The 13,191-nt window shown below is 51.3% G+C and carries 14 protein-coding genes; 6 read left to right on the forward strand and 8 right to left on the reverse strand.

Translation table 11 applies throughout. The features are described 5' to 3' along the window. Positions 1-20: 20 nt before the first annotated feature. Positions 21-1,919: a molecular chaperone DnaK gene (gene dnaK / locus H142_RS0106825; protein ID WP_017931368.1), complete on the reverse strand. Its 1,899-nt coding sequence runs from the start codon at positions 1,917-1,919 to the stop codon at positions 21-23. A gap of 355 nt (positions 1,920-2,274) precedes the next feature. On the opposite strand from dnaK, the gene H142_RS0106830 reads away from it, so the two are divergent. Both H142_RS0106830 and H142_RS14745 read left to right on the forward strand, forming a co-directional pair. Then, positions 2,275-3,831, forward strand: a complete 1,557-nt coding sequence (locus H142_RS0106830) for an inorganic phosphate transporter (protein WP_026147856.1) — start codon at positions 2,275-2,277, stop codon at positions 3,829-3,831. Between the two features lie 48 nt (positions 3,832-3,879). Then, positions 3,880-4,524: an alpha-ketoglutarate-dependent dioxygenase AlkB family protein gene (locus H142_RS14745; RefSeq protein ID WP_051048577.1), complete on the forward strand. Its 645-nt coding sequence runs from the start codon at positions 3,880-3,882 to the stop codon at positions 4,522-4,524. On the opposite strand, the gene H142_RS0106840 is transcribed toward H142_RS14745, so the two are convergent. Further along, a complete protein-coding gene (locus H142_RS0106840) occupies positions 4,521-5,384 on the reverse strand; it encodes a FecR family protein (protein WP_017931371.1) in 864 nt (287 codons plus the stop codon). The two genes, H142_RS14745 and H142_RS0106840, sit on opposite strands and share 4 nt — an antisense overlap. A gap of 2 nt (positions 5,385-5,386) precedes the next feature. Then, positions 5,387-6,835: a surface lipoprotein assembly modifier gene (locus H142_RS0106845; RefSeq protein WP_017931372.1), complete on the reverse strand. Its 1,449-nt coding sequence runs from the start codon at positions 6,833-6,835 to the stop codon at positions 5,387-5,389. A 205-nt stretch (positions 6,836-7,040) separates the two neighbouring features. Here H142_RS0106845 and H142_RS0106850 point away from each other — a divergent pair, with 205 nt between their 5' ends. The 4 genes from H142_RS0106850 (at position 7,041) to bfr (ending at position 8,889) form a co-directional block, all read left to right on the forward strand. Then, on the forward strand, positions 7,041-7,298 hold the full coding sequence (locus H142_RS0106850; protein WP_017931373.1) for a CBU_0592 family membrane protein: 258 nt from the start codon (positions 7,041-7,043) through the stop codon (positions 7,296-7,298). Positions 7,299-7,604: 306 nt separating this feature from the next. Then, a complete protein-coding gene (locus tag H142_RS0106860) occupies positions 7,605-7,928 on the forward strand; it encodes a DsbA family protein (RefSeq protein WP_026147859.1) in 324 nt (107 codons plus the stop codon). Positions 7,929-8,018: 90 nt separating this feature from the next. Beyond that, complete coding sequence (locus H142_RS16815; RefSeq protein WP_199351244.1) at positions 8,019-8,240, forward strand: (2Fe-2S)-binding protein; 222 nt, start codon at positions 8,019-8,021, stop codon at positions 8,238-8,240. Between the two features lie 169 nt (positions 8,241-8,409). Next, positions 8,410-8,889 carry a bacterioferritin gene (gene bfr / locus H142_RS0106865; protein ID WP_017931375.1) on the forward strand — a complete coding sequence of 160 codons (480 nt, stop codon included), beginning with the start codon at positions 8,410-8,412 and terminating at the stop codon, positions 8,887-8,889. A 6-nt stretch (positions 8,890-8,895) separates the two neighbouring features. Here bfr and H142_RS0106870 read toward each other — a convergent pair whose 3' ends face one another. The 5 genes from H142_RS0106870 to H142_RS0106890 form a co-directional block, all read right to left on the reverse strand. Continuing rightward, complete coding sequence (locus H142_RS0106870; RefSeq protein ID WP_017931376.1) at positions 8,896-9,303, reverse strand: YidH family protein; 408 nt, start codon at positions 9,301-9,303, stop codon at positions 8,896-8,898. 93 nt (positions 9,304-9,396) lie between these two features. Further along, positions 9,397-10,086 (reverse strand): COQ9 family protein, encoded by a 690-nt coding sequence (locus tag H142_RS0106875; protein WP_017931377.1) that lies wholly within the window; start codon positions 10,084-10,086, stop codon positions 9,397-9,399. A 33-nt stretch (positions 10,087-10,119) separates the two neighbouring features. Continuing rightward, positions 10,120-11,592 carry an ABC transporter permease gene (locus tag H142_RS0106880; RefSeq protein ID WP_017931378.1) on the reverse strand — a complete coding sequence of 491 codons (1,473 nt, stop codon included), beginning with the start codon at positions 11,590-11,592 and terminating at the stop codon, positions 10,120-10,122. Then, positions 11,589-12,521, reverse strand: a complete 933-nt coding sequence (locus tag H142_RS0106885; RefSeq protein WP_017931379.1) for an ABC transporter ATP-binding protein — start codon at positions 12,519-12,521, stop codon at positions 11,589-11,591. Before H142_RS0106885 ends, H142_RS0106880 begins: the two co-directional genes overlap by 4 nt. A 109-nt stretch (positions 12,522-12,630) precedes the next feature. Continuing rightward, complete coding sequence (locus H142_RS0106890; protein WP_017931380.1) at positions 12,631-13,149, reverse strand: GcrA family cell cycle regulator; 519 nt, start codon at positions 13,147-13,149, stop codon at positions 12,631-12,633. Between the last annotated feature and the right edge of the window lie 42 nt (positions 13,150-13,191).

Raw genomic sequence — 13,191 nt, forward strand, 5'->3', positions numbered from 1 at the left:
ATTTTAAAATAGACGGGCGTTTACGACTTTTTGTCGTCAACATCCTCGAATTCGGCATCGACAACATCTTCGTCGTCATCATCTTCGGATTCGGTGGCCGGACGCTCTTCGTCGCCGCCGCCCGCATAGATCGCTTCGCCCATTTTCATGACCGCAGCTGTCAGAGCCTGTATTTTGCCTGTTATCTCTTCCGTGTCCTCGCCTGTGGCGGCTTCGCGGACTTCAGCGATTAAGGTTTTAATGTCCTCGCGATCCTCTTCGGAGATTTTGTCACCATGCTCTTCAAGGTCTTTTTCAGCCTTATGAGACAGACCCTCAGCCTGGTTCTTAGCTTCGACCAGATCACGGCGCTTTTTATCATCCTCAGCATTCGCTTCAGCGTCTTTAATCATTGCGTCGATATCGTTATCAGACAGACCGCCGGACGCTTGAATGCGAATGGCTTGCTCTTTGCCTGTCGCCTTATCTTTGGCGGAGACGTTCACAATACCATTGGCATCAATGTCGAAGGTCACTTCGATTTGCGGCAGGCCGCGCGGCGCCGGAGGAATACCGACCAGATCAAATTGACCCAGCAGCTTATTATCCGCTGCCATTTCACGTTCACCCTGAGACACACGAATGGTCACAGCCGCCTGATTATCAGCAGCCGTCGAATAGACCTGTGACTTCTTGGTCGGGATGGTCGTATTGCGGTCAATCATGCGGGTAAAGATGCCGCCCTCGGTCTCGATACCCAGAGACAATGGCGTTACGTCCAGCAAAAGAACGTCTTTGACGTCGCCTTGCAACACGCCGGCCTGAATAGCCGCGCCCATCGCAACAACTTCGTCCGGATTAACGCCCTTATGGGGCTCTTTACCGAAGAATTTCGTCACCGCTTCCTGAACCTTTGGCATACGGGTCATACCGCCGACCAAAACAACTTCGTCAATGTCGGAGGCTTTAAGTCCCGCATCGGCCAGCGCTTTTTTACAGGGCGCGATAGTGCGTTTGATCAAATCTTCTACCAATGTTTCCATCTTGGCGCGGGTCAACTTCATGTTCAAATGCTTCGGTCCCGAGGCATCCATGGAGATAAACGGCAGATTGATTTCATATGAGTTGGCAGAGGACAACTCTTTTTTGGCTTTCTCGGCTTCTTCACGCAGGCGCTGCAAGGCCAGCTTGTCAGCTTTCAGATCAATACCGGTGTCTTTTTTAAACTCGGCTGCCAAATATTCGACAATGTGCATATCAAAATCTTCACCGCCGAGGAAGGTGTCACCATTTGTGGCCTTCACTTCAAACACGCCGTCGCCGATCTCAAGGATGGACACATCAAATGTCCCGCCGCCAAGGTCGTAAACCGCAATAGTCTTACCGTCATTTTTATCCATGCCGTAAGCCAGAGCCGCAGCGGTTGGCTCATTGATGATCCGCAGAACTTCAAGTCCGGCAATCTTGCCGGCATCTTTTGTGGCCTGACGCTGGGCGTCATTAAAGTAAGCCGGAACCGTAATCACGGCTTGGGTCACTGTTTCTCCCAAATAGGCTTCGGCCGTTTCTTTCATTTTCTGCAATGTAATCGCAGAAATTTCAGCCGGGCTCATGATTTTGTCACGGCCTTGGACATAGGCGTCGCCGCCTTTGCCTTTGACAATTTTATAAGGCACTAATTTGGCGTCTTTCTTCACGGCCGGGTCTGTGAACGGACGACCGATAAGGCGCTTAACGGCGAAATATGTATGCTCGGGGTTGGTGACGGCCTGGCGGCGGGCGGGTTGCCCGACCAGACGCTCGCCATCATCCGTGATTGCGATAACGGACGGCGTGGTGCGCTGCCCTTCTGAGTTTTCGATTACGCGGGGTTTGTCACCATCCATGACGGCAACACAGGAATTGGTCGTTCCTAAATCAATACCAATGACTTTAGCCATTTGACTGCTCCTTTTACGGGCCTTGTGCTCAAGCGCCCGAACTGTTCAAATTCTATAAATGTGTAGGGTTTTCGCCCTGTCTGAACCGGATATGGGGGCGTAAACCGCCCCTTCAAGGCTGCAGGCCAAGAATCTTCACATTTATGTGTAGGTGATACGGGTATGTGTAGGTGATAAGGGCATAATAATGCGCAGGACTCATCATCCGCATCCTGAAAGAGAGTTAGTCACCCCAAAAAGCGCTCAATTTATCCACAAAATACATTAAGGTGTGGATAGCTTGTTAAGATACCTTGTTATAGTCGGGCCCATCATTGAACAGGGTCATAAAATTGTCACAAATGGGAATGGGCAGATGAAAGACCGCATAATCAATTTCGGACTAAAAGACGTGGCGCGACTTTCCGGCGCGATCGTTTTTCTCGTGATAATTTATGTGTTTGTACGCGGTCAAATTTCGGGTGGAGCCGGAGATCCAACATTCCTAATCCTTGCGGCGGTTATTGGCGGCTATATGGCCATGAATATCGGCGCTAATGATGTGGCGAATAATGTTGGGCCCGCTGTGGGGTCCAAAGCGCTGACCATGACAGGCGCGATTTTGATTGCCGTTGTGATGGAGGCGTCCGGCGCGCTCATCGCCGGTGGAGATGTCGTGTCCACCATAAAAAAAGGCATTATTGACCCCGCCTATTTCGGTGATGACGTGCAAAGCTTTATCTGGGCGATGACAGCCGCCTTGCTTGCTGCGGCTATTTGGCTGAATGTGGCCACCGCGATTGGCGCGCCTGTTTCGACGACGCATTCGATTGTCGGCGGCGTTTTGGGCGCGGGCATCGCGGCCGGCGGCTGGGGCATTGCCAATTGGGACACAGTTCAGCAAATCGTAGCCAGCTGGGTCATATCGCCTGTCATGGGCGGCGTTATCGCGGCCACGTTCCTGTATATTATTAAACGCACCGTGCTGGATCAACGCGATTTGCTGACGGCGGCGCGCAAAACCGTTCCGTTTCTGGTCGCTATTATGGGCTGGGCGTTCACGACCTATCTGATTTTGAAAGGCGTTAAGAAGCTTGTCAAAGTTGATTTTTTGACCGCGCTGGGACTGGGTTTTGTGATGGCCGTCGCAGTCTTTTTCATTGTCCGTATTTTGGTTAAAAACGCCGCAGTGAAAATGCAGCAAAGTCACGCCTCTGTTGACCGACTGTTTCTTATTCCCCTTATTGTCTCTGCGGCCCTGCTCTCATTTGCGCACGGGGCGAATGATGTGGCAAATGCCATCGGGCCGCTTGCCGCGATTAATGAGGCCGTGTTCTCCGGCGCAATTGCTTCCGAAGCTTCCATTCCGCTATGGGTCATGCTGGTCGGCGCGCTGGGTATTGCGGTCGGGCTGGCGCTATACGGGCCGAAGCTGATTAAGACGGTCGGCTCTGAAATTACAGAACTGGATATGTCGCGCGCCTTTTGCGTAGCGCTCGCCGCAGCGATAACTGTTATCATCGCCAGTCAGTTGGGTCTGCCGGTCTCGTCCACACATATTGCGGTCGGCGGCATCTTCGGAGTTGGTTTCCTGCGCGAAGTCTTAAACTCCAGCTATAATGAAGCGGTGGCCAAAATTAAGCGCCGGCTGGCTGATGCCGAAGATCCTCATGTCGACGAAGCATTCGTCGAACGTTTCGACGCGGCTCCGATGACGGAGAAACGCAATATGCTGCGTGAGCTAAAACGCAAGGCGGTGGCTGAGCAGCTTACATGGAGCGAACGCCGCGATTTCAAAAAGGCCTATAAAGCCAAACTTGTTGAGCGCTCTATGCTCTATAAAATCGTTGCCGCGTGGATCATCACAGTGCCGTTAACAGGACTGTTCGCGGCAGGACTATACTTCATGCTGCGCGGCATCATGGTGGTTTAACCGATAAAATATCGTGCATATAGCGTCGTGACTTTGTAATAGCTCAATGTGTCTCGACTAAACTTAAATAATCCATCCGAATATCCCGAGGGTTTTGCCCATTACCCCCTCTACTTCACCCCTGCGCAGCAAGCGGCTCTGATTGGCGCCGTTAAAGCTGGGGTTGACACCGCGCCGTTTTATCAACCGACTATGCCGCGCACCGGTAATCCGCTTTCTGTGGTGATGAGTAATTTCGGGCCGCTGGGCTGGGTCACGGATAAAGAGGGCGGCTACCGCTATGTATCCCTGCATCCGAAAACCGGTGCGCCGTGGCCGGCTCTGCCTGATATGCTGCAAAGTCTCTGGGATGATGTGTCTGGCTGCGCCGCGCCGCCGGAAGCCTGCCTGATCAACTGGTACCGCGAGGGATCTAAAATGGGGCTGCATGTTGATAATGACGAACGCGATACGCGCGCGCCTGTTGTCTCAGTCAGTCTCGGTGATCCGGCGATATTTCGTTTAGGCGGAACGAAGCGCGGCGGGCCGACACAGTGTATTAAATTATTTTCAGGCGATGTCGTTGTGCTCGGCGGGGAGGCGCGCAGCTGCTATCACGGGGTGAGCAAAGTTGATTATGGACAAAGCGCGCTCGTGCCTAAAGGCGGGCGCATTAACCTGACCATGCGCCGCGTTAATCCGGCGGCACACTAACCGCCGGGAATATCCAGCTCTCCGGCAGGATCATATGGAGTCAGGCCCTCTTCATAGGTAATTTCGATCTCGGGAAAAAGCAGGCGGGAGTCAATTTCGAACGGCGAATAATTTAGCTCACCGCGCGGCTCCGTACGCAGATTTAGATTAAAATACCCGAATAATTGCTCGGTAATCACAAATGGTGCAGAGGGCGGCGCTTCGCGATTGGTAATCAGCGTCGCCGATCCGCTTTCGGTCAGGGTCACCGTTTCGCCAGCCGAGGTAACTTCCAGACGTCCCAGACGGTCGTTTGTATTGGCGTCGCCGCCGGGCCCGCGCAATACAATCAATGTCGAGTTATTGTGGTCGATGGCATAGCTCTTATTGATCGCGCCTACCTTTTCCGCACAGAGCAGGGCTTCGGGCCCGACAATGGCTTCGAACATTGTTCCGCGTATACCCAGCGACGCTGTCGGCGTATTCAGGGTTATATTATCGGGACTGCGTTTGGACGTGCGGCCCGAGACAAAGCGGAAAACGCCGCGATTAACGCGCGCCGTAAGCCGGTTATTATCTTTTTTGGGATCATAAACAAATTCGTCGATTTGCATTTGGCATTTTGCCCCCACTGTAAATGTCGTCTCGTCTTTGAGCAGGATCTGAAGTGTGCTGTGTTCGGCTGTTTCAATTTGGTCGCGTAGAAAGATCGGTTTGTTGACCAAAGCCTGCTCTGCGGCGCGCTCCTCGCTGGAAATCAGGACATTGCCTTTGACCGCGGCGTTAATGCCGATTTGCTCCTGCGCGCTGGCAGGCAGAGATAAAGACGCAATGCATAATAGGAAGATGAATAGGGGGCTGAAGATTTTAAAATTATTCATAGCTAAAATTCCCACTTTAATCTGACGTCGGCCCCGACATTATTGAAATCGGTCCTCGCGTCACTGTAAACTCTACGGTCGTAATTTAGGCCGGCTTCCACATAGAGATTTGAATTTATGTCTCGATTTGGCAAAAACCGTGACAGGGGCGCAGCGATAGCAAAGCGCGAATTTAACCGGTCTTCGTTATCGCGGTTAAATATAGGCGTTGCTGCAGCGGCGTCATAATCCAGAGAGCGGATAGTTATGCGCCCGTCGGTCGTCCATCCATTATCGAATGCCTTATCAAAGCCGGCATTGTAACGCAGGCCGCGATATTGGAGTTCTGCAATTTTGGCGTCCTTAAACTCAATGCCGACGCCGCCATGGAGCTTAAGTCCGCTTGATAATTTTTTGGATAAGCTGGCCGTAAAGATTTGTTTCTTGCCTGTGCGCAGGGTTTCCAGCGGCGCAAAACTTAAACCGTTAAAGCGCTGGTCGTAAAATTCTGCCGTTCCGGTTAAGTCAACAGATGGGCTTAAAGGCGCGATCACCGAAACATTAGGGCCCGTCTGTGTGAAATACTTTTCACCGGATATATAAACGCGGTCCGCAGTATAAGATGCGGCCAAGCGGTGCTCGTTAATGAGCGTGTATAGTCCGGTTTGAAACCCTATCGTCGAAAAATCAGCACGGGGTGTATCGGAATATCTGCGTAATTGTCCATTTGCGCTGGCAAAACCATAAATGCTTTTATCCTTTGATAGTGTTCCGGTCGCGCGTACTGCGCCTGTCAGAAATGCCGATGTGTCCGCGCGCTCTGGTAATCCGGTCACAATATCGGCAAGAAGTTGTCCGGGATTTGTATCTGCGCGTGCACCCAAAGAGAAACGTCCGTTTAATCCATTAAATTGTGACTTGCCGGTTTTTTTGACAGATATTGGCATATCAGCTTCAGAGCGGTTAATTTCAATTTCTGCAATATTTTGTCCTGTCGCTGCGGCCGCCGTAACGGGCGGAATATAGGAAAAGGCAGATTTATAATTGGCGAGTTGAGTGATCTGATTAGGCGTTAGGTCCTCATTATCCAAAAGCATTATTTCGCGCGTCGCGGCTTCTTTATCATCAAGGCGGTACAGAACACCTGCGTAAAATAACCGGACAGAATGCCAATTAGGCTCTGCATATAATAACCGTTCCAAGGCCGACGCTGCGCCTATGAGATCACCGCTTGCTGCTTGTTGGCGCGCATAATTTAAATTTAAATCACGGTCAGTCGGGTTGGCATAAATGTCTTCAAACTTTACGCGCGGGCCTTCATAAGCATAACTCATATTCGGGCCGGAGTAATTTCTTGCGGTCTGGGCGGCAACAGGCAAAACAAGCAAAGCCGAAAACACCATAATGAGCAAGGCGCGCAAGACCCGGCGACTTGCAAGAATAGCGCCGAGAATTCGTATGAAAGGATTCATAATCAAGTCCACATGATCAAACCATTCCCACGATGCTTTGATCTTAAGCCGTGACTAGCATGAAAGTGTTACCAAAGCCTAGTAAAACCCGCCTCGCGCGAAAGCGTGTATCAAAAGCCCCTCTTGCCGCGAATCATGGGATAAGAGGATAGTTCTGCTGACTATAGCTTTTATTTATATACCCGAACCATGATAGACTCATTTAATGGATATTCTGACAAATTATAACTGGACCGATTTTATCGGTAACATTGGTATAGTTTTTATTATTTCGGCTTATATCGGATTAACAACACAAAGATTGAGCTCCACATCGAAATTATATTTAATTTTAAATGCCGGTGGTGCGGCGCTTATCCTGTTTTCACTGTTTTTTGCATTTAATTTAAGCGCTTTTTTAATAGAAGCGATATGGCTTATTGTCAGCCTCTATGGGCTATTGCGACTGGTTACAAAGACATAATACCTATAAATTTTAATAAAAAGAATTATTTAGTAAATAAAATGAAGATAATGCATAAATTGCGGTTATATTTAAATTCGATACCTTCAAAAACTATATATGAGCCTATATTAAATGCTAAGTTCAAATAAATTTGATGTGATTTAAAGATTATGATGTAGCAATATATAATTTTTTTTAATTGACTCCGCAATCTATAAATATTCGATTCGGGTTTGTGCGAACAGGCCGTAATGCGGCAAACACTATGACGCATAAGTCTCTTGACTTTTATTGTGATTTTGGAGCTCCCAATGCCTATTTCGCTTGGAAGGTTCTAAATCGCCTTTCCGGTCAATACGCTTTTATCCATGCGCGGTAGTCGCGGCGCAGCGCGGCGGCGCACATAATAAATTTATTTCCGCCATCTTTGCAGCGATCTGGGAAGACGATCAAGATATCAGTAAGCCCGAGATTTTAATTTTCGTATTAAATGAGGCAGGACTTAATGGCGCGGCGCTTGTGGCTCCAACGCAGGAGCCGAAGATTAAACTGGGATTAAGAGATTCGATGCAAGCCTGTCTGGACCGGGGCGTCTTTGGTCTTCTGAGTTTGTTTCCGGGTGAAGACTTGTATTTTGGCGAAGACTGAATTTGGCAGACCAAACAATCGACGTATAAGTAACTGCAATTCATTCGCAAGTTAGTTGACACTCATTCTTAAGTGCATTATCTGCATATTATGATCCATTGTGTCTGTAACAATATTAATACGGCTAAAGTTGACGAAGCGGCTCATGCGGGAGCTTGCCGCCCCAAAGACGTGCTGGCTCATCACGGCAAGGCGTTTAATTGCGGGCAGTGTAAGGGCAGTATCGCCGAGCGTCTGTCTTGCCACGCCAATAGAGGTCTGATTCTAGCGGTCAGCTCTCGGCAAGACATAGCCCTCATCGCGGCAGAATAGGCCCTGTCAATCTGCGCTTCATTCGCAGTCTTAATTCAGGGCTGCGACTGACATACATATGCAGATATTTGCGTTGAATTTTCATCAAATACGCCATTTTTCCGTCCTAACGCATTGACGAAGCGCGCCTGTTGCGAGCAGATTAGGGTTCAGCCTTAAGGAGACTCTCATGCGTGATAATCCTAAAACGATAGAATTTTTAAATACGGCTTTGAAAAATGAGCTGACGGCGATCAACCAATATTTCCTCCACTCGCGTATTCTCAAGGATTGGGGCGTCAGCAAGCTGGCTAAAAAAGAGTATGAAGAATCCATTGACGAGATGAACCATGCCGACTGGATCATTGAACGCATATTGTTTCTTAACGGCCTTCCGAACCTTCAAGATCTCGGCAAGCTATATATCGGGGAAACCGTTGAAGAGATCATTGCGTGTGATTTGAAAATCGAAAATATCGCTATTCCGCTTTTGCGTGACGCGGTCGAGCATTGTGAAACCGCGCGCGATTATGTCACCCGTGATTTGTTTGCTAAAATCCTGACCAGCGAGGAGGGTCACCTTGACTGGCTTGAAACGCAGCAGGATCAGATTCGGCTCGTGGGCATACAGAATTATATCCAGTCTCAATCTGAACCCAACGCAGAATAGGCCCGCCTAGCTCTGCCAGTTAAACAGCCAAATCCCTGCGCCTAGCGCAACAGCGCCAAGGCATAAAACGGACGTAATGAGCGCAATATTGGTTGTCGGTATGGCTTCGGTTTCATGAGCGGACAAGCGCTTGAGCACGGTTCTGGCGCGACGATAGGCGCTAATAAAAATAAGTATTGCGATGATTACAAATGATGTCGCGATGGATTTTGGCATCCATGCCGGATCAAACCGCCCAAACAAAGCTTCAAAGCCAAGCGCAATGCCGAGACAGGCCAGACCCGTCCGCATCCACCCGCCCAGTGTTCGCTCATTGGCCATCAATGTTCGGTCTTCTGCGTAATCCGTCCGTTCCTTAGCCAGATCAGTGCGGTCTTTGGCGAGATCATTACTGGATGTTTTGGATGTCGTCATAGTTTCGTCTCTCTGCGCCGTGGAAGACAATGCCAATTAAAGCGTAACACAACATCTTATTATTATAAAATTTAAACACCCTGCACGGCGCGCTTACCGTCTCCGCCAACTACGCTTGCGGGCGCCGCCATGACGCAGGCGTCCCAGAATTCCGGCCGGGTTAGGGACGGCTCCGGTGAATTTGCGGGCGCGGGCTTTGACCTTTTCAAACTGCATTACATTTTCAATACGGTTATCGAGAAAGGCGCGGGCATCTGCCTTGTCATCAGACAGATCAGATAACCAGACCGGGTTGGTCGAGGCGATGACGGCAGATAATACGGCGCGTTTTGAATAATAATTTGCATCTGTCGATGTGTCGCCGATGGCGCGCCAGATTGTGTCTGCCGCAGCCCATAGGCTGCGCGGTCCCGCGGTTCCTGCACTGGGTAGGGAGAGGCGGGCCAGAGCGCGCCGCGCCGCGTCGCGATGCGGCGTCGTCGTAGACAGCCGCGCAATAACGCCCTGGGTCACGCGTTCGCGGATTTTCATAGAAGCTAAGTCCATATCTGATAAAGCTTCAGCCGTTTTGGAGTCACATTGCGCCGTCCAGAAAGTAATCAGCTCGACCGGCCCGCTGGGAAAATAAAGCTTCTCCGCGCCCTTGGGCAGGCCAGCGGCGGCCACCGCCTCGCGCAAAGTTTTGCTCGTCCAGCCGTCAAAAGCGGCAATGGGCAGGGCGGCGTCCAAAATAGATTGGCGCGCAGTTTTAGATGGGTCTGGTTTGGTCTGTGTCTTGCTCATACCGCTCTATACGCATGGGCGGCGCAAAAGTCTCTATGACGATTTGATGCGGCCAAAGGAGAGGATGGTTTTCAGACCTTTTAGCCCGCCGGACAAAATGCCGTGGCGGAACAGCTTTGACGCGCCCCAGATCACCAGCGCTGTTGACGCCGCTAAAATTGCCGCGGAAAGCCAGATTTCCCACATGGGCGGGTCATTGGGCAGGCGCATTAAAATAGCAAAGGGGGCGCTGACGGGGATAAAGCTGGCGGTTGTGATCAGCGCGCTGTCAGGGTTATTAATCCCCGTGCTGACCACAAATAGACACATGGTCAGCATAAGCAGCACGGGCGTCACTAAAGTCTGCGCGTCCTGCATCGACTCGGCCAGACTGCCCAGCGCCATAAACAGCGCCCCGTAAAACAGATAACCCAGAATAAAGAAGCTGATGAAAGTTATAATCATGCCTGTCGTGACGCTATCGGCGAGCGCGCCGCCCAGCGCCGGATCGCCGAGTTTAATGGCGGCGAACAGTCCAATCGCGCCCATAATAATCCACGGCAGCATAGAGGCCACGGTCAGGGCCGCAACACCGAGGAGCTTGCCAAACAAGATTTCGGTAAAGCGCGTGCTGGCGAGCATCATCTCGAGCGCCTTATTGACCTTTTCTTCGACCATACTCATCAGCAGCATATAGGCGCCGGAAAATACGGTCAGCCAAAGGAAGAAGGATAATCCCGCCGCGAGCAAATAGGGTATTTTATCTGCGGTGGTGACGGTCTGTCCGCCTCCGCTATCATCGGCTTTTTTAAAGGGATTAATCGCTGTAACTTTAGGCGCGTCGTCGCGCGCAGCCCAATAGCCGTCGCGGGTAATTCCGGTTTGCCCAAAATAGCGGTCTTCGGCATCGCGCCGTAAAATATCATTGGCGTAATCTGTTAGTCCGTCAAAATTGGGGCGATCGGAATAAAAGCGCGCGACAGGCGCGTCTTCGCCGTCAATAATTTCCAATATGCCGGAGAGGGGCACGTCCTGTCCATTATAGCGCGCGCTCTTCTCGCCGGATAAATAGGCGTTAATGGTCTCGGGGCGAAGCTCAGGCGCATGTGCGATAAAGAGACTGCGTGCCGGCGGAGGCAGACGCTGCGCCATATCGGGGCTGACCTCGGTCAGATAATCGCGTCCGGCCTCTACGCCATCCGTATCAATTTTTGTCTCTAGCGTTTCGTATTGCGCGGCGGATAGAAAGAATTTCGACGCCAATTTTAGCTTTTCGGCGTCAATACGGTCTTCGCGTGCATTTACATCATCAATGATGAGCTGCTCATAACGGCCTGTCTGGTCTATGATCGAGACATAGCGCGTTGGCTCGGCAGAATTCGCAATGCTAATCCCGAAAACACCCAGAAAAATCCCGATGACCGGGCCAAGCACGGTAATCCAGAAACCGAGTGTGCGGACATAGCCGAGAAAATCCCGGCGCGCGATCAGGGCAATGCGTCTCAGGCTAGGGGGAAAAAGGCTCATGCCGCGGCCTCCTTTTTACGGGAGGAGTCCGGGCCGACCATAGCTACAAAGGCGTCATGCAAGCTGGGCTGCTCCGGTTCAAAACGCAGCAGAGCAGCGCCGCTGTCAATACAGGCTTTCAGAACGGCCTGGCTGTCGACCCCGTCTTTTAAGGTCAGATGATAGACGCCGCTGCCTTCATCATAAATATGGCTAGCCATCGGAGCCAGCCAGTCGCGGGCATTGTCCGCCTCAGTCTGCAATCGGATGCGTGTGCCGGCATGGGTCAAAGCGTCTTCAACGCTGCCATCAAAGATTTTCGCGCCATAATTCATACAGATAATGCGGTCACACAGCCGCTCGGCATGTTCCATCACATGGGTAGAGAAAATAATAGTGCGTCCGCGCGCGGCTATGCCGCGAATAATATCTTCCAGAACCTTTTGATTGACCGGATCAAGGCCGGAAAACGGCTCGTCGAGGATCAAGAGCTCGGGGTCATGGGCGATGGCCGCAATGAGCTGGACTTTTTGCGCCATGCCTTTGGACAGGGCTTTGACTTTGGAGTTTTTTGCCTCCCCAATACCGTATTGTTCCATCATGGCGTCGGCCCGCTTAAACGCCTCGCGTCCGCGCATGCCGTTCAGCCGCGCCATGTGGGCGATGGCCCCTCGCGCTGTGCTCTTTCGGTATAATCCGCGCTCTTCAGGTAAAAATCCGACGCGTCCGAACGCCGCCGGGCCGGGGGCGCGGCCAAATAATTTCGCGCTTCCACTATCGGGCGGAAGAATGCCCAGCGCCATACGAAGCGTGCTGGTCTTGCCTGCACCATTAGGGCCAAGAAAGCCGACAATCTCGCCCTCGGACACGCTGAAAGACACATTATCGACAGCAATTTTGCTGCCGAATTTTTTAGTAAGGCCGGAGATATCTAAGGGGGGAATGTTCATGATTTTCGGCTATCACGGCAACTGTAATGATACAATTAATCCTTTAAATATTTAAGGGCGACCCCGCATATGCAGAGCCGCCCTTAATGTCGCCAAAAGCGATTTGAAACTAGTTCAGATTACGCTGTGTCGGATTGGCGATCGCCTTAACTGTGCTGCCGCGCCGGCGTGAAGGCTGGTACGCAGAGTTACAGTGGGTTTGGCAATAGGGATTGGAGGCGAGCGTATTACGACCGCAAAAGCGAAATTCGTCATCACCCGGATCGCCAATGGGCCATTTACAGGTATTTTCATCAATCGTCAGAATGGTGGCGTATTCCCCATTATCCAGCTTTTTCGCCTTAAGCGGCTGCGCCGTGATAATATGGCGCGTGGGCACACTTGGCGTCGTTGGTCTCGAAACGCGCGGCGTAGACGGCCTCGGCGCAGCAGCCGTAGCGCGCGGGGCGCTCGGTTTCTTACGCGACGGACGCGACGGTGTAGCCCGCCCTGACAGGCCCAAGCGATGAACCTTACCGATCACGGCATTGCGGGTGACCCCGCCTAATTGTTTCGCGATCTGGCTGGCGGATAAGCCTTCCGCCCATAATTTTGATAAAACGGCAACCCGGTCTTCAGTCCATGCCATATCTATAACCCCTATCAATTTGCCTAGTTTTTCAGGCTGTTA

It is taken from the genome of Robiginitomaculum antarcticum DSM 21748 (assembly GCF_000365025.1).
Lineage (GTDB): Bacteria > Pseudomonadota > Alphaproteobacteria > Caulobacterales > Maricaulaceae > Robiginitomaculum > Robiginitomaculum antarcticum.

Bases quoted from the DNA above. Each gene is read 5' to 3' on its own strand.
- dnaK (WP_017931368.1), bottom strand. From the start codon at position 1,919: ATGGCTAAAGTCATTGGTATTGATTTAGGAACGACCAATTCCTGTGTT.
- H142_RS0106830 (WP_026147856.1), top strand. From the start codon at position 2,275: ATGAAAGACCGCATAATCAATTTCGGACTAAAAGACGTGGCGCGACTT.
- H142_RS0106840 (WP_017931371.1), bottom strand. From the start codon at position 5,384: ATGAATAATTTTAAAATCTTCAGCCCCCTATTCATCTTCCTATTATGC.
- H142_RS0106845 (WP_017931372.1), bottom strand. From the start codon at position 6,835: ATGAATCCTTTCATACGAATTCTCGGCGCTATTCTTGCAAGTCGCCGG.
- H142_RS0106850 (WP_017931373.1), top strand. From the start codon at position 7,041: ATGGATATTCTGACAAATTATAACTGGACCGATTTTATCGGTAACATT.
- H142_RS16815 (WP_199351244.1), top strand. From the start codon at position 8,019: ATGATCCATTGTGTCTGTAACAATATTAATACGGCTAAAGTTGACGAA.
- bfr (WP_017931375.1), top strand. From the start codon at position 8,410: ATGCGTGATAATCCTAAAACGATAGAATTTTTAAATACGGCTTTGAAA.
- H142_RS0106870 (WP_017931376.1), bottom strand. From the start codon at position 9,303: ATGACGACATCCAAAACATCCAGTAATGATCTCGCCAAAGACCGCACT.
- H142_RS0106875 (WP_017931377.1), bottom strand. From the start codon at position 10,086: ATGAGCAAGACACAGACCAAACCAGACCCATCTAAAACTGCGCGCCAA.
- H142_RS0106880 (WP_017931378.1), bottom strand. From the start codon at position 11,592: ATGAGCCTTTTTCCCCCTAGCCTGAGACGCATTGCCCTGATCGCGCGC.
- H142_RS0106885 (WP_017931379.1), bottom strand. From the start codon at position 12,521: ATGAACATTCCCCCCTTAGATATCTCCGGCCTTACTAAAAAATTCGGC.
- H142_RS0106890 (WP_017931380.1), bottom strand. From the start codon at position 13,149: ATGGCATGGACTGAAGACCGGGTTGCCGTTTTATCAAAATTATGGGCG.